Genomic DNA, 16,977 nt, shown 5'->3' on the forward strand with positions numbered 1-16,977 from the left:
TTAGGTTTGTGGTATGTCAAAGAAAAATTTAACAGAACGAGATATTTGTACAAAGTATATAACTCCAGCACTCATTGAGTCTGGCTGGAACTTACACTCTCAATTTAGAGAGGAGGTAACCTTTTTTACAAACGGTCGCATCTATGTTCACGGTAAGATGGTACGCAGAGGTGAGCAAAAAAGAGCTGACTATATTCTTTACTATAAACCAAACATCCCAATAGCTATCATCGAAGCAAAAGACAACAAACACAGCATCGGTGACGGTATGCAGCAAGGTCTAAGCTATGCAGAGATTTTAGACATACCTTTTGTATACAGTACAAACGGTGAAGGCTTTTTAGAGCATGATCCAACATTAACTCATGGTGCACTTGAAAAAGAGATAACACTAGGTGATTTTCCATCTCCAGATGAGCTTTGGCAAAGATACAAAAAATACAGAGGTATCGAGGAAGATGAAGCGGAAAAAGTGGCACTTTCTCCTTATTACATCGATGATCCAAAAAGAGAGCCAAGGTATTATCAAAAAAATGCCATCAATAGAACTATAGAAGCAATTGCTAAGGGGCAAAAAAGAATCTTACTTGTAATGGCAACAGGTACTGGAAAAACTTACACCGCATTTCAGATTATCTATAGACTTTATAAATCAAGAAAAGCCAAAAGGATCCTATTTTTAGCGGATAGAAACATACTTGTAGATCAAACAAAGATAGGAGACTTTAAACACTTCGGTGACAAGATGACCAAAGTTACAAATAGAACTATCGATAAATCTTTTGAAATATATCTTTCCCTTTATCAAGCCATTACAGGCAACAGCGAAGAGAAAAAGATATTTAAAGAGTTTAGCCGTGACTTTTTTGATCTTATTGTCATAGACGAAGCACATCGTGGAAGTGCAGCAGAGGACAGCCAATGGAGAGAGATACTGGAGTATTTTGACAGTGCTGTGCAAATAGGTCTTACTGCAACTCCAAAAGAGACAAAATATGTGAGCAATATCTCATACTTTGGTGAGCCAGTATATACATACTCTCTCAAACAGGGAATAGATGACGGTTTCTTGGCTCCTTATAAAGTTATCCGATTATCGTTAGATAAAGATGTTGAAGGGTGGCGACCATACAACGGACAAACCGATGATAAGGGTGAAGAGATCGAGGACAGAGAGTACAACACAAAAGACTTTGATAAAAACCTTATCCTTACTCAAAGAACTAATCTTGTAGCCAAAAAGGTTACTGAATATCTCAACGAAAATGATCCTTACATGAAAAGTATCGTCTTTTGTGTAGATATAGATCATGCAGAGCGGATGCGTCAAGCTCTTGTAAATGCGAACCCTGCTATGGCAAAAGAGAGTAGAAAATATGTTATGCGTATCACAGGCGACAATGAAGAAGGAAAAAAAGAACTAGATAACTTCATAGACCCAGAATCTACATACCCAGTCATCGCAACTACCTCAAAACTTATGACAACTGGTGTGGATGCTCAAACGACAGGGCTAATTGTGCTTGATAGCAACATCGGCTCAATGACAGAATTTAAGCAGATCATAGGCCGTGGTACTCGAATAAACGAGACTTACGGGAAACTCTATTTTACGATCATGGACTTTAGAAATGTGACAAGACTTTTTGCTGATCCAGACTTTGATGGTGACCCAGTACAAATTTATGAGCCAAAAGGTGATGACCCTATAACACCTCCAGAAGATGAGATACCAGAGGAGTTTAGTGACACAGTAAACGAACCTACTGATGAGTCATACGGTGAAACTCCAGATGTGTCTATAACAGATGGTGAGGACGGCACTTCTAAACCTACTCGACACATAGTAAGCGGTGTAAAAGTAAAGGTTCTAAATAAAAGAGTGCAGTACATCGGAGCAGACGGTAAGCTCATCACAGAGTCACTTGTGGACTATAGTCGTAAAAACATCAAAAAAGCCTATGCAAGTTTAGATGAGTTTTTACAAGAGTGGAGCACGGCAGAACAAAAAGAAGCGATAATCAAAGCTCTAAGCGATCAAGGTGTGTTTTTTGATGAACTTGAGAGTGAAGTTGGTAAAGAGGGGCTAGATCCGTTTGACCTTATATGTCATATAGCATTTGACAGACCAGCTCTTACAAGGGCAGAGCGTGCAGGCAAACTAAAGAAAAACAACTACTTTGAGAAATACACAGGCATTGCAAAAGAGGTTATAAACGCACTCTTAGACAAATATACCGAATCGGGCATAGAGAGTATAGAAGATATATCAGTCTTAAAAGTACCGCCGTTTAACGAATACGGCACTATAAAAGAGCTTACAAAACTTTTTGGCGGTGGAAGAACTGGGTATCAGTCACTTATCAAAGAGATAGAACAACATTTATACGCATCATAACAATTTTAAAAGGAACAAATAAATTATGGCAGATATTTCAAATATCGTAAAATCAATTCAAAACATTATGAGAACAGATACGGGTGTTGATGGGGATGCTCAAAGAATTTCACAGCTTGTATGGATGCTTTTTCTAAAAGTATTTGACGCAAAAGAGGAAGAATTTGAACTAGAAAGTGAAAATTATAAATCTCCAATCCCTGAAAAACTTAGATGGAGAAGCTGGGCTACAGACGATGAGGGGCTTACGGGTGAAGAGCTTATGCTTTTTATAAACAACGAACTTTTTCCTACGCTAAAAGAGCTTGATATCACTACATCTAACGCTTACGCTCCACTTGTAAAAGGGATGTTTGAAGATGCTTACAACTATATGAAGTCTGGAACTCTTTTAAGACAAGTAGTCAATAAACTTGAAGAGATAAACTTCGACAATCTCTCAGATAGACACCTTTTCAATGACATGTACGAGCAGATACTTAAAGACCTTCAAAGTGCAGGAAACGCAGGAGAATACTATACGCCAAGAGCTGTGACAGAGTTTATAGTGCAGATGGTAGATCCAAAACTGGGTGAGAAAGTATTTGACCCTGCATGTGGAACAGGAGGGTTTCTAATCAGCTCCATAAACCACATCATGAAAAGCGATGTAAAAACTGCTGAAGATAAAAAGACACTAGAACATACGATCCAAGGGATAGAAAAAAAGCAGCTCCCTTACATGCTATGTCTTACCAACCTCATACTTCACGATATAGAAACGCCAAACATCAGACACGATAACTCGCTCTCATACCCCCTAAAAGACATCACTCCAAATGAAAGAGTGGACTGCATCGTGGCAAATCCTCCTTTTGGAGGAACGGAAGAGCAAGGGATAGAAAACAATTTCCCAGCAAGTTACCGTACAAGAGAAACAGCAGACCTGTTTTTACTGCTTTTTATACAGATGTTAAAACCAAGAGGAAGAGCTGGGATAGTTCTGCCAGACGGTACGCTTTTTGGTGATGGTGTAACTGCAAGGATAAAAGAGAAACTTCTTGGAGAGTGTAACCTACACACTATAGTAAGACTTCCAAACGGGATATTTGCTCCATATACGGACATAAACACAAACTTGCTTTTCTTCACAAAAGGGGAACCGACAAAAGAGATCTGGTACTACGAGCAGCCACTTCCACAAGGGTATAAAAAATACACCAAAACAAAGCCTGTAAAACTGCAAGATTTTGATGAGCTGAAAAGCTGGTGGAATGATAGAGCTGAAAATGAACAAGCTTACAAAGTAGATATAGACACTATCAAAGCAAATAATTTTAACATCGATGTAAAAAATCCTCATAAGGGTGAAGAAGAGGAAGAACTTACAACAAATGAGATTATAGATAAGATCGAAGCTTCGATGAGTAAAAGTGTTGAACTACTAGAGCAAATTAGAAAAGAGGCTCAAGAGTAATGAACTCGAAAATACAAGCAATAAGTTCATTTTTAACAGAGCGGAAAGAACGATTAACACCAGACGAAGCAAATAAACTCAATTTAAAACGGATTGAGAAAATAGATTTTAGCGGACAAATTCATCTAGTAGAAAACAAACCTACAAAAACAGGTATGATAGTTGTCAAAAAAGGCGATTTGGTAATCTCTGGTATAAATGTAGCTAAAGGAGCTTTGGCAGTATATGAGGGTGATGAAGATGTTGTTGCGACTATTCATTATTCTTCTTATAGCTTTGATAAAGAGAAGATAGATATAAATTTTTTAAAATGGTTTTTAAAAAGTCCAGCATTTGTAGATGCTCTTGAAGAACAAACAGGTAGAGGAATAAAAACTGAGATAAAAGCTAAAAAGTTTTTGTCTTTAAAAATACCTATCCCTACACTGAATGAGCAGAAAAAAATTGAATCTAATCTCAATAAGTTTGAAGAAAAATATAATAAGGTTTCAGAAGAACTCGAAATACAATCAGAACTTATAAATAAACTTAGAAGCTCAATACTTAGTGATGCAGTAAGCGGTAAGTTAGTCCCACAAGATCCAAATGATGAAAGTGCTGAAGTCTTACTAGAAAAGATAAAAGCAGAAAAAGAGAAGCTCATCAAAGAGGGAAAAATAAAAAAACAAAAACCTCTACTGCCAATAAGTGAAGATGAAATACCTTATAAACTTCCAGATGGATGGGTTTGGTGTAGATTAAGGGATGTTAGTAAATATATTACAGATGGAGAACATCAAACACCGCCAAGAATAAGCTTTGGTAAAAAACTCTTATCTGCTAAAAATGTTCGTGATGGATTTTTAGATTATGATAATTGTGACTATATTTCAGAAGAACATTATGAAAAAGCTAGAAATAGATGTTTACCAGAAATAGGAGACTTACTCATTGTATCTGTTGGAGGTACTATAGGAAGAACAAGTCTAATCCTTGAAAATAGTGATTTTGCTTTAGTTAGAAGTGTTGCCTTGATCAAACCATTGTTTATTTCTTCTGAATACTTGAGAGTTGTTTTAAATTCCAAACTTTTACAAGATATGATAAATTTGACTAAAAGAGGTGGAGCACAGCCTTGTTTATATCTTACATCGATCAATCAGTTTTTATTCCCTTTACCATCTCTGGAGGAACAAAAACGAATAGTTGAAAAAGTAGAAAAACTTATGGCTACATGTGATGCATTGGAACTTGAAGTACAAAAAAGCAAAAGGCAAACAGAAAAACTAATGCAAAGCGTACTTAAAGAGGCGTTTTCTAACTCAGATACATCAAAAAGTGAGAAGAAAGAACGAAAAGCTTCAAAAGCTTTTCAAAGAAGTGTTTTAGCAGCATATCTTGTAGATAATAGCCTTGAAGACAAGTATTTTGGTCATGTAAAACTTCAAAAAATGCTTTTTATGTGTGAAGCGGTGAACAGTTTGGATTTTGACTCAAATTACAAACGACATGCAATGGGACCGTATGATCCAAAACTTATACGCTCAGTAGATTCTCAACTCAAAAGAAGTAAATGGTTTGAATGTAAAAAAATGGATGGAGATAAAGGAAGATATGTTTATTCACCTTTAGAAAAACAAGATGAGTATAAAAAATATTTAGATAGATATTTCAACCTTGAAAACATAGAAAAAATGTTTGCTCTTATGAAACCAATGACTACACTTCAAGCTGAGATAGTTGCTACTCTTTATAGCGTGTATAAAGATTTAAAACCTACGCAACAAAATATCTCAAGTCAAATGTTAATCGAAGAAGCAAGAAACAATTGGCATGATAGAAAAAAGACTATTGAAGTAAAAAAATGGGAAAGAGCTATTGAGTGGATGAGAGAAAAACAACTCATTAGTTAGGAGAATAAGTTATGAAAAACATTAATTTTAATTTATATCGTTATCAAATTTTGCCAAAAGACAGATATTTTCAAGGAAGTTTATTTGGAGAGATCAAAACGGTCGAAGATTTGATTGCCCAGAAAAATAATTTGTTTTATAGTTCTATCAAAACTATTATTAACTGGAAAGGCAAGAAAAGCTCTCTCAAGGGGCAGCTGGAGTATGACCAAGATGATTTTTTACTTTTTCGGTTTGCTCCTAAAAGAACGACAAAAATAGAAAATGAAAATTTTGAAGAAGAGCAGCTTGAGAACTGGCCGTCTATTTTAGTCGGTATTTGGAATCATCCAGAAAAACAGATGATTATGATCCAAGACAGGAAAGTAGCATTTTCGGATACAAAAGTAGTTTTGAAAATTTTAGCAGAGTCAATCAACAATGTTTTAGAGTCAAAACAGCTCAAACTTTACGGGGAGCCTATTTTTCATAAAGAAGCTTTTTGGAGCATCATTGAACAGTATGATAGAAAGATAAAAAATATCAAATTTGAACTTATTACTCCAAATATGGCAAATATCTCTGGAGTTTTAAGTGATGACCTTAAAAACTTGGCAAAAGGAACAAATACTGCAAAAACATTACTAGAAATTGATGCAGATGATGACTCAACGCTTCATATAGATCAGCAAAATAAACAAGTGGGAGACCTTGTTGAGTATGCTAGTGAGGGTGGTGGTAATATCTCTCTAAAAGCAAAAGGTGTTAAAAAAAGAATTCAAACAGCAAATGCCGTGAAGTCGGTAGAGATAGGAGAAATTGAAATTTCTGGTGATAATGCAGAAAGGATTGCAGAGATTTTGAAAAGAGCATTAGAATGAAAAATAATATCATTTTCAATATTTTACTTTCAATCGGTGCTGGTTATTTACTTACAGAGTTACAGTCATTTTTAGGTACAACATACTTGACAAGTTTTTTGAAGCAAAATCTTATTACCTTGCTTGTTGCCTTGATAGCTATCAATTCTGCTACATTAAGTATAGTATTGACAAAAGTGAGAGAGCTATTAGATAAAAGTGGGCAGCAAGGAGCTTTTGCTAACACAAAAAGGCAGATGATTTTATCTGTAAATGAACAGGTCGTACTTATTGTCGTAGCAATGCTGTTGTTGATAGTGCAAGATTCTGATTTTATAAAATCACATGTAGAGTATGTGACTTTTTTGAATGTGTTGATTATTGGATGTTTTGTATATGCCTTGAGAATTTTACATGATACGGCTAAAAGCGTTTTTGTGATTTTAGATTACTGATAAAGGAGATATAGAATGAATTTTCAATTTAAAAACTGGAAAGCTTTTAGAGATCAGTTGAAGTTACAAGACATCAAGATAGTAACTTTTGATTTTGCATATGAAAAATGTGAATTTAAAATTATATACTCCATGGAACAAAATGCTTTTTATATTGCCAAAAGAGGTACACAGACAGTTTTTGTTTTATTTTTGGATTGGTACAAAATTACAGATAGCATAAATAAAGACGCATACGATCAATTAAAAGTGTGTAAAGACCAGCCATTTGACCCTAAAAAGCCATACAACCCATTTGATTTTTTACTAGCCTTAGATAATCACTTAAAAGAAAATGTTAAATTTAAAAAGACAACAAAGACGGAATATTTTACAACGACTAAAAAAGCTATTCCTGATGAAGAGAAGATATATTTTCAAAGATGGATTCCACATCTAAATGATAATAAAAATGTAACTGATAAAAATCTTGAAAAAGTTAAAAAAATTTTGGGTTTTCATTATGCAACTTTTTGTAAAGAGAACAATGTAAGTGTAGGGTTTACAAATATTCCAAATGACTTGTCTTTTGAAGTAATTGAAGATCCTAAAAAAGTTTTAGATGAACAAAAGAAAAAATTATAAAAAGTTTGTCAACACCGTTGTTGACAGGCAGTTTTCACTTAAGCAAAATCTAAAAAAACATACTTTAAAATTTGACCGTTGATGACCTTTATAGGGCATCACAAACACGAGCTGAAAAAGCTAGACAATTAAAGACACTAGGTTTCGTAAGGGTTGCCTTTTGTCAGACCATGAATAAATACGATGATGTATAATGAAGATAAATTAATATATGTAGACCAAGATCTACAATGTGCGCGCAAAATTAAAATTAAGATGATGAAAATACCTCGGGACGGTAATGGAGTTCCCGCTTTGATAAATTATTTTTAAACCCTTCAAGTTCAATCAAAGACCAATGTGAAAAATGTGAGAAATGGAAAAATGAAAATGTAAGTTTTTTCAGCTCCTAATTAAATTTAGGAGTTATCCATGTCTAACAATATTTATAAGTCTCTTTACCTCGATTACGGCTATATGTTGAGTAAAAATGACTTGGCAGAAGTTCTTAAGGTGAGCCTTTCTACGATAAACAGAAGGCTTAAAAACGGTAAACTACCACCTCACACAAACATTGGCAACAGAGTTTTGTTCCCGACTGAGGGAGTAGCAGTATTTCTTACTCATGTGAGTGATTGTCAGCTTGCAGTTGCAGGAGGTGAACTATGAAGTCCCTCCAAAAAGCAAAAACAAGAATACAGCAGCTAAAAGGTCTCCCTTATCTCGTCATAGAAGCCAAAGCATTTTTAGAAAAATTTGGCGAGTTTTTGAGTGAAGATGAGAAAAATGAGATCACTCAAGAGATCCAAGAAGCTCAAAACATCAAACTGACATCTAAAAAACCTCTTCAAGAGCGTTTTAAAAGTCACTTCTATACTTATGAAGAGATCAAAAATGCACCTGCTACAAGATGGCTTGTGCAAGACCTGATTCCATCAAGTTCCATCGGCGTGATGATAGGAGATAGCGGTGTCGGTAAAACGACCGTAGTATTACATATATGCACCACTATTTTAACTACCAAAGCAAATGTCTATATCTACATGATCGACGGTGATATGAACCAAACCAAGATCAAAGAGAGTGAAGCATACCCTCTGCTTAGAAAGTTTCCTAAAAGATTTATCTATGCAGGAAAACAAACAGGCGGTGATTTTTCAGAATTTGTTCAAGAGTTATTAACTGAAATTGTTGAAGAGCAGATGAAGCATCCAGATAGAGAGTACTTTGTCATCCAAGATTCACTGATGCTTACTGTCCCTAAAAAACGGGGTTTTGTGGATACACAAAAACTTTACTTCTATGAAAAGATACTGCGAAGTGTGGGAGGGAGTACGCTTTTTATCCATCATCTAAATAAAGACGGAAACTTTGCAGACTCTCAGCAGATCATCAACTATGCGGATTATTCGTTTTCTATCACGAGAAATAAGTTTAACTCTACGATACTTTTACATCCGCAAAAAGCTAGTAGATACGCCATAGAGGGCAAAGCATTTCTAACCGAAGATAGAAAGATAGTCAAAGAGGTTGAGTATGAAGCGGTTAACATCGAACCTCGTGAATCAAAATTTGTCTCTTATGTGCTAGAAGCTCTTGAAGATGGAGAGATGAACCAAAGTGAGATCATCTCCCACTTGGAGAAAATGCGATTTTTCAGTGAGTACAAAGTCGGCCAGAAAAAGGCTACAAAGTGGCTTACGGTTTGGGGTGATAAGGGAAAATGGAGCTATGAACGACGACCAGATCAAAAAAATGCCATCTATTTTTGGATAGAGCAAAACAAGTCTGAAAAAGTGGAAAACTTGCAGAACTTGAAAAACTGCAAAACTACTTTAAGCGACTCCGTAAAAGGAGTTTGTGATGAGTGAAATGCATTATTTGGAGTTAAAAACTTTGCTATTAGAGCAAAGAGAGATCTTTTTATCACTTTTCCCTAAAAAAGTTCCTATTTCATTTATAGTAGAGCGAACTGGCTTAACAAGGCAAGCCATCAGGATGAAACTTCTGAATAACTATGAGCCAGAAGTTGATTTTTGGAAAGAAAATGATAAAATATTCATCTCAAGAACTACTGCTTTACAGCTACTAAAGTTAGGTAAAGGAGTAGAGAGTGAATAATAATCTTATATGTTCAGAGGGTTCTTTTTATGTCAGAAAAGACACAAACATGATCTGCGTTCAAGGTACCGTAAACGGCAAACATTATAAGAGAAGCATAGGCAAAAAAGCGACTCCGTTAAATAAAAAATGGGTGGAGCGACAAAACCCTATGCAGGTTCTTTTAAAATTAATAGGTGTTGATATAAACGAAACTAAAAAGACTTCGTTTGAGAGTTTTGGATTGAGAGTCCTTAGGTCAAATTCTGAGTATCGAGGGGAAGAGACCCAGAAAGACTACGAAAGTATCTTTAATAGGTTAATTCTACCATATTTTGAGAAGAGTGAGTTTCATGAGATCAGTGCTTTAGATGTCACTGAGTTTCTAGGAACCTTGCAGAGCAAACATGGATACTGTTACGATAGATGTATCAGAGTCAAACGGGTTCTGGCAAATATTTTGAAAGCTGCTTTTGATGAACAGCTTATGCCTCACAATGTGATGAGTATGCAGCTGGTCGAAAAGTTTAAGTTCAAACAAACTCCAAGAAATACAAAAGTTTATAAGGTGTCTGAGGCACAACAAATCTTGAGCTTATCGAAAGGATGGCTCAAGATTTTTTTAGAACTTTCCTTAAAATATGGACTTCGTACGGGTGAAGCAATGGGTCTTAAATGGTCTGACTTTGATTTGGAACGAGGTTTCTTTGAAGTACGCAGAACCATTATAAAAGGGAAAATTGTCGAAGTGACTAGGGTCGTTCATAAAAATAAAAATCACGATCGGGAAATATTCTTATTTCCCGAGACCATTGAACTTTTGAAATCTTATGCAAATTTTCGTCCAAATGATGAGTGGCTCTTTGTTTCAAAAGATGGAAGACCTTTTATGAATGCGAAAACTATTGTCGATTTTCATTTTAGACCGTTTCTTGAGGAGATAGGTGTTGAGTATAAAACACTTTATGCTACAAGACGGACGTATGTCTCAATGATGAACCAATCTTCAAAAGTTTCACTTGAGGATATTCAAGAAGTAGTAGGGCATGTGAAAGGTTCAAGTGTAACAACTAAACACTATGACTTGGATTGTCTCGAAGATGTTCATAAACAGAAAAAAGCAGAGGAAAAATCCAAGATCTTTAATGCGTTGCTACATATAGCTTAAGGAAATGTTTAGTTTCGTTTTCTCGGATTTTTCTCGGTTTATAAAAATGGAGTTTTTAAAGCTCCATTTTTAGGGCTATCTTGGTCTCCCACGCTGTCTTGAGGGGGTAGTGCCTTCGGGTGTATGGGTTCAAGTCCCATCGGTCGCACCATTGATTTTTAGGCTTTTCTAAAGCTTTTTAAGTTTTATACTTAAGCTTAATTTACCTACCAATACACAAAACGATACACAAACTAAGACTATATTTAAAGGTTTTTAGTTTGACTTCTTTAGTTAAAACTTCTCATGGCTATTACAAACTTAGGCTAAGAGTTTATAAAGAACTAGTACCCTACTTCAATAGACAAGAATTAAATAAAAGCTTAAAAACAAAAGACATTAAAAAAGCAAAACTTAAAGCTAGAAAAATACTTAATGAGTACCATACTATAAAATCATATTGTGAGCTAAACAAAACTTCTGAAACATTTATAATACAACTATGCAAAGACTTCATAGAAAATACTTTAGAACTGAATAGTATTAATAGAGAAGTATCTAAACCTCATCAGTACACATATGAAGAAGTTATAGAAGACTTTTGTATTTACTATAATTCTAAAGAGATAAGTAATGAAACTAAACAAGCAGTAACAAGCTTTTTGAAAACTGTTTATATCCATCTTATAGCTCCCAAAAGTAATGTTCAAGACACAACTTTGAAGGACTTAATAAAAATCAAAAACCTAATTACAAATCTTCCTTCAAGGAACTATAAACAATACAAGTACAAAAGCATAGAGGAGTTAATGAAATTAGATATACCTGATAATCATAAGCTTTCTTTTGGTCGTGTTCAGACCTATATTAAGTATATAAAGAAGTTCTTTAAGTACTGTCAATCTCATAAGATAATTACTTATAACCCAGCTGAGTACATAACTATGAGTTCTTCTTTAAGTCCTATTGATGAAAGAGAAGATTACACAAAAGAAGAAGTATCTAAACTTATTAATATAATTGAGTCTTTTGAAGATGATAATAAGAGAGTCATATATCTAACTTTAATTTACACTGGAATGAGATTATCAGAACTGTGGAAAGCAACTATAAAAAGTGATAATGGTATTTTCTATTTTGATTTAACCAATAAAAACTTAAAGTTAAAAACTAAAAGTAGCTATAGAGTTATTCCTTTACATGATGAACTAGTTAGAAATGATGTTCATAAAAAACTGTCAAAAGCTCTTAGCACACTTAAGCCTTCTAGTATTAGTCACTACTTTACTGACTACATTAAACCTAAGATTAGTTCTAACAATAAGAAAGTTCTATATTCTCTTAGACATACATTTGCCACTCAATTAAAGTATGCAGATGTAAACCCTATAGTCATCTCTGAGTTACTAGGACATAGCCATGAAGGTATGACTATGGGTAGATATGCTAATAGGTATCCTATAAATGTATTAAAGGACTCTATAGATAAGTTAGAGTTTTGACTTTAAGGTCTTACAGAGATTAGTTCAACTAGTTTCTATAAGGTCTTATTTTGACCTAAAGAAACTAATTTAAACAACAAAGGAGTATTAACTATGATGTATATTGAATTAGAAAGTTTAGGACAAGTTTTAAGAGTTGAAGGTTCTAGTTTATGTATTGGTAATGAGTTAGATGAAGGTGTTTATGTAGATGACATTAGTAGCCTAGAGGGTACTGAGCTATACAAAAAGATTACTGAGTTAGAAAAAGAGCTTAGAGGTGCCCTTACAGAGCTTAAAGATATTGCTATTGATAAGGTTAAAAGAAATGAGTTAAAGGGAGTTATAGATGAGGCTAATGAGGTGGCTTAGAGGCAGACTTTAAGAGTCTGCTTTAGTTAATTTCTAAACTAAGTTGTTCTTCTAAAACTTTTCTGACTTTAGGTGCTAAATAAAGTCTTTTACTTTGGTATCTAGGGTCTCTTTCATCATCCCCTTGTACAATAAATCCATACTCAATTAATGTTCTTGTATGTGTTGACACACTATTGAAAGTCCAATTAAGATTTTCTTTAAAATATGCTTGATTTTCTCCTTCTTTTTTTGCAATTACAATAAGTAGTAATATAGTTCTTAGCTGAAATCCTTTTAAACTTTTGGTTTTATGGTTCATAGGTTCAAGCTCATCCATACCTTTTAAAAGCCTTATAGCTTGATTTATATTCACTCTTACTCCTTTAATAATATAATTAAGTATGTAATTTTACAAAATAAAAAATTAGTAAAAAATATCTCAAACCCTATAATGTAAACCACAGTAAAAGTTATCCCCCATACCCCCTCTTAAGTTCACAGATAAGAACTTAAAGGGAAACTTCAAGTACAACTAAAGTAACTTTTCTTATTCTGTGAGGAGCCTACAAGCTCTTTTTCTATCTTTAGTCTAATGTTTGTATTAAGAAATGAGTTCTAGTCTTCCTATGTGACCTTACAGACTTCTATAGTCATTATCTATCAACCTATAACCATGGTTTTAACTATATATAAGTAATATTTAATGTTATTTCTATTAAAATTTCTTAAAGGTTTAGGAACCTGCTGCATACCACTGATATAATGGTTATGACAAATTCCTTCTGCAAAGAAAACTATATTTCCACATTTTTTATATCGTAAATATAATTTACGAGGAAAAACCTATGAATTTAAAATATTTCTTTACAAAAGAAGATTGTAGTTGTCCGTTAAATAGTTTATCTCCAGAAGAGATTAAAAAATCATATTTAAAAGAGTTATCAAAACATGGTATAAAAAAAGTAAGATACTTGAACTTGGTATCTAAAACTTTAGGATTTCAAGATTGGACAGAGTACCAGAAAGAGTACATTGATAATATTCTCCCGTTTCTTGAGAAAAATGGTTTAAAACAATATGCACCAAACAATGAAAGTGAGATTCTAAAATCTCAACATGGTGATGTGAGTTTTTCATATCGTCAAATTGCAGATAGAATTTTTTTGTCTAATAAACCTATTCCAAAAAAAATATTTACAGGTCATAGTTGTAAAATTGATAATTTTTATTACTATTATAGAGGTCTTCCTTTTAACATTAATAATAAAATATTTACAAACTATGAAAAACTACATAAAAATAAAAATGATTTACAATCTTTTATTAAATCAGAAATCTATACTAATTTAAAAGAAGAACAAGAACTTGATTATCTTATAACTTCACTTGTAATATTTCCAAGTTTAAAAAATCTTATTGGGGATACATTTATTATTGATGATAGTAATGAAAAAGAACATATTGGACTGTTATATAAACATAACCAAGGGTTATCAAATGAATATATATTCCAAGAAATAGGAGATATTATTCATAAACAATTAAAAGAATTAGAAAAAGGTTGGATAGAAATAATTCCTTTTAATAAAAACCTTGTTTTCTTAAAAGCAAAAGATGGAAGTTATGATTTTGTTTTTAGGAGTTTAAGAGATAAACCTTTTATTTCTGAATTTGGAAAATATATTAGAACAAAAAACATACCATCCCTACTTAATGAAGAGTATGACTTTGACAGATGGCTATATTTTGGATTTAAAGAAAAGAATAAAAAAATAAAAGAGATTAAACCTTTTGATATTTGGCTTGAAAGAGATTCTCATTTAGCAGAAATAGAATATTATAAAAATAATGTACCTCAAAACTATCCTGGTCAAAATAGTATACTTAAAAATTATTACACTATAAAAGGAATTTATTCTTATTATAAAAAAGAAACAAAGAAAGCATTAAAAGATTTTGTTCCTTTTGAATTAGAGGATAAAATATTATATGTATCAAACTTAATTACAATAAAAGACTTTGAAGAGTTTTATCTAACAAAAGATAAAGATAATCAAAGCTATCTAGAAACTAGACTAGATACACTTGAAGATTTATCTATGATGAATGCAGAAGATAATGAAAATGCCCCTATTAGTGTAACTTGGTATGATGCAATTGCTTATTGTAGATACATTGAAAATAAATATAATGTACATGCACGACTGTTATCTCAAGATGAATTTGAACTAATTTGTCCACCTTTAATTAATAAAGAATACAATCGTGAAGACACAGATATGAATTTAAATTATGAACTAAATAAATCATATACTCCATTTACTAATGATATAAAAAATGAATTAAATTTTTTCTATGGAAATAAGCAACTATCTTCACCTCCACTTTACATGAATGATTTTGAAAATGTAGTTATGAAATGGGCTAAGCCATTAGAGTTTACAGAAAATAATGAACTATTATTTTGTACTAATGAAAGATTTAATGAATGGACAAATGAGTTTAGAGATGGCCGTTCAAGATTTGTGAGTGCTAAATATTATATTGATAAAAATTATTGGGTTTTAGCTTCATCTACTATGAAATATAAATATAGAAAAGTTGGTTTTAGAGTATGTTATGAAACACTAAAGGATATAAAATGAATGATAAAAAAATAGCTGTATTCTTTGACTGTGATAATATAAATGCAAAATACATAGATGATGTATTTAATGAGTTAGCTAATATTGGTGAAGTGATTATTAGACAAGCAATAAAAGATTGGACTAGCCCTCATCATAAGGACTGGAATCAAGGACTATTAGAAGAACATGGAATTGAACCTATTCAAGTATTTCCTTACAAAGCAGGGAAAAATACTGCTGACTTAAGAATTGTTAGAGGAGCAATGGAAATTATGACTTCTTCAGTTGTAGATACAGTTGCTATAGTATCAGGTGACAGTGATTTCATAGATTTAGCACGAACAATTAAATCAAAAGGTTTTACAGCAATTGGTTTTGGTGAATCAATAACAAAAGACCCTATTAGAAATAGCTATTCTAAATTTTTTGAACTTCCAGTAAAAATAAAGAATAAAAAGATTGATACTAAAGACCCTATAAGCTTATTAAAAGATGCAATAGAAAATCAAAAAGATGAAAGTGGATATGCTTATGTTGCTCAAATTGGTTCTTATTTACAAAATAAAAATTCATCTTTTAATGCTAAAAACTATGGCGCTAACACATGGGGAGATATAATTAAAAAATATGATAATTATTTTGAAGTTACCTATGCAGATTCAAAGAAAAGTGCAATGATTGTTAAACTAAAATAGTTAGTAACTAAAAGACAAAATCTATAATTGTAGATTTTGTCTTGGTATATTTGAATTTAATTATTTCATATTTATATTCCTTTGAAATGGCTATAAGCTATAGTATCTATTTTATGTCTTATAAATGGGACAACCCCTAAAAAGTACACAAGAATTGATTTATTTCACTCATCAAACTATTAATTTTATTATTATCTTTAATATTTTAAACTAATTTAATAAGTTATTTATATTCAATCACTTTTTTTAGTTTAGGATTATTAGTACTTATATCAAAATCTTCAATTTCTAAAATTAGTCTTGACTTAGATTTTTTTATATGATAAAATCATCATATGATAAAAATATCATATGAAAGGATTTATATATGAAAAAAACATTTAAAGCACAAAATATAGCTTGTTCAGGTTGTTCAAACCTTATAAAATCATCACTAGAAGATAGTTTTGGAACTATAGAGGTTAACTTAGATGTTGAACCAAAAGAGGTTACTGTTGAGATTGCTGATGATACAAAAGAGGCAACTTTTAAAGAAGAGATGAAAACTCTTGGATTTGAGATTATAGAAGAGTAGCATGAGTAAACCAAAAAATCTGACTAGGTCATGCTGTGAAGGTATAAGTCATATTCCTAAAATCAGAGAAGTCTTACCATCTCAAAATACTTTAGTTGAAATATCAAATGTCTTTAAAGCACTAAGTGACCCTACTCGTGCAAAAATGTTATATGCACTTTTAGATTATGAAATATGCGTAGGAGAGATGGCAAATCTTTTAAAAATACCCCAATCTCATGTATCACACCAACTAAGAATTTTAAAAAAGTATGGCATAGTCGATTTTGAAAAAGATAAAAAGATGTCGTTTTATTATATTAAAGATAAATACATTAAAGACCTTCTTAAGCTAATCTTAGAAGAAAAGGACTGAT

Annotated in this window: 17 protein-coding genes; 16 read left to right on the top strand and 1 reads right to left on the bottom strand. The window is 32.5% G+C overall.

Annotated features, from left to right (window positions below):
- Positions 1-13: 13 nt before the first annotated feature.
- The 12 genes from hsdR (at position 14) to CP960_RS06130 (ending at position 12,743) form a co-directional block, all read left to right on the top strand.
- Entirely contained in the window at positions 14-2,398 is a 2,385-nt protein-coding gene (gene hsdR, locus CP960_RS06075) for an EcoAI/FtnUII family type I restriction enzme subunit R (protein WP_101184522.1), read from the top strand.
- Between the two features lie 25 nt (positions 2,399-2,423).
- On the top strand, positions 2,424-3,854 hold the full coding sequence (locus CP960_RS06080) for an N-6 DNA methylase (RefSeq protein WP_101184523.1): 1,431 nt from the start codon (positions 2,424-2,426) through the stop codon (positions 3,852-3,854).
- Between the two features lie 155 nt (positions 3,855-4,009).
- On the top strand, positions 4,010-5,746 hold the full coding sequence (locus CP960_RS06085; RefSeq protein ID WP_196778329.1) for a restriction endonuclease subunit S: 1,737 nt from the start codon (positions 4,010-4,012) through the stop codon (positions 5,744-5,746).
- 11 nt (positions 5,747-5,757) lie between these two features.
- Positions 5,758-6,606, top strand: coding sequence for a hypothetical protein (locus tag CP960_RS06090; RefSeq protein ID WP_101184525.1), 849 nt, complete (start codon positions 5,758-5,760; stop codon positions 6,604-6,606).
- Positions 6,603-7,040 (top strand): hypothetical protein, encoded by a 438-nt coding sequence (locus CP960_RS06095; protein WP_101184526.1) that lies wholly within the window; start codon positions 6,603-6,605, stop codon positions 7,038-7,040. The genes CP960_RS06090 and CP960_RS06095 overlap by 4 nt, the downstream gene beginning before the upstream one ends.
- A gap of 15 nt (positions 7,041-7,055) precedes the next feature.
- Entirely contained in the window at positions 7,056-7,664 is a 609-nt protein-coding gene (locus CP960_RS06100; RefSeq protein ID WP_101184527.1) for a DUF6037 family protein, read from the top strand.
- 456 nt (positions 7,665-8,120) lie between these two features.
- Entirely contained in the window at positions 8,121-8,312 is a 192-nt protein-coding gene (locus CP960_RS14090; protein WP_409454881.1) for a helix-turn-helix domain-containing protein, read from the top strand.
- Complete coding sequence (locus CP960_RS06110; protein ID WP_101184529.1) at positions 8,309-9,514, top strand: AAA family ATPase; 1,206 nt, start codon at positions 8,309-8,311, stop codon at positions 9,512-9,514. The genes CP960_RS14090 and CP960_RS06110 overlap by 4 nt, the downstream gene beginning before the upstream one ends.
- Positions 9,507-9,764, top strand: coding sequence for a hypothetical protein (locus CP960_RS06115; RefSeq protein WP_101184530.1), 258 nt, complete (start codon positions 9,507-9,509; stop codon positions 9,762-9,764). Before CP960_RS06110 ends, CP960_RS06115 begins: the two co-directional genes overlap by 8 nt.
- Positions 9,757-10,911 carry a tyrosine-type recombinase/integrase gene (locus CP960_RS06120; RefSeq protein WP_101184531.1) on the top strand — a complete coding sequence of 385 codons (1,155 nt, stop codon included), beginning with the start codon at positions 9,757-9,759 and terminating at the stop codon, positions 10,909-10,911. The genes CP960_RS06115 and CP960_RS06120 overlap by 8 nt, the downstream gene beginning before the upstream one ends.
- A gap of 260 nt (positions 10,912-11,171) precedes the next feature.
- Positions 11,172-12,392 (top strand): tyrosine-type recombinase/integrase, encoded by a 1,221-nt coding sequence (locus CP960_RS06125; RefSeq protein WP_101184532.1) that lies wholly within the window; start codon positions 11,172-11,174, stop codon positions 12,390-12,392.
- Between the two features lie 93 nt (positions 12,393-12,485).
- Positions 12,486-12,743 (top strand): hypothetical protein, encoded by a 258-nt coding sequence (locus tag CP960_RS06130; protein WP_101184533.1) that lies wholly within the window; start codon positions 12,486-12,488, stop codon positions 12,741-12,743.
- A gap of 22 nt (positions 12,744-12,765) precedes the next feature.
- Here the strand turns inward: CP960_RS06130 and CP960_RS06135 are convergent, their stop codons facing one another.
- On the bottom strand, positions 12,766-13,098 hold the full coding sequence (locus CP960_RS06135) for a hypothetical protein (protein ID WP_101184534.1): 333 nt from the start codon (positions 13,096-13,098) through the stop codon (positions 12,766-12,768).
- Positions 13,099-13,570: 472 nt separating this feature from the next.
- Here CP960_RS06135 and CP960_RS06140 point away from each other — a divergent pair, with 472 nt between their 5' ends.
- The 4 genes from CP960_RS06140 to CP960_RS06155 all read left to right on the top strand — a co-directional run bounded on the left by CP960_RS06140 (position 13,571) and on the right by CP960_RS06155 (position 16,976).
- Positions 13,571-15,370 carry an SUMF1/EgtB/PvdO family nonheme iron enzyme gene (locus CP960_RS06140; protein WP_101184535.1) on the top strand — a complete coding sequence of 600 codons (1,800 nt, stop codon included), beginning with the start codon at positions 13,571-13,573 and terminating at the stop codon, positions 15,368-15,370.
- Positions 15,367-16,047: an NYN domain-containing protein gene (locus CP960_RS06145; RefSeq protein WP_101184536.1), complete on the top strand. Its 681-nt coding sequence runs from the start codon at positions 15,367-15,369 to the stop codon at positions 16,045-16,047. The genes CP960_RS06140 and CP960_RS06145 overlap by 4 nt, the downstream gene beginning before the upstream one ends.
- A gap of 367 nt (positions 16,048-16,414) precedes the next feature.
- The gene (locus CP960_RS06150) at positions 16,415-16,621 is read left to right on the top strand and encodes a heavy-metal-associated domain-containing protein (protein ID WP_099311133.1); all 207 of its coding nucleotides are present in this window, start codon (positions 16,415-16,417) and stop codon (positions 16,619-16,621) included.
- 1 nt (position 16,622) lies between these two features.
- On the top strand, positions 16,623-16,976 hold the full coding sequence (locus tag CP960_RS06155) for an ArsR/SmtB family transcription factor (RefSeq protein WP_101184537.1): 354 nt from the start codon (positions 16,623-16,625) through the stop codon (positions 16,974-16,976).
- Position 16,977 lies beyond the last annotated feature (1 nt).

Origin of the sequence: Malaciobacter halophilus (genome assembly GCF_002837275.1) — a bacterium.
GTDB lineage: Bacteria > Campylobacterota > Campylobacteria > Campylobacterales > Arcobacteraceae > Malaciobacter > Malaciobacter halophilus.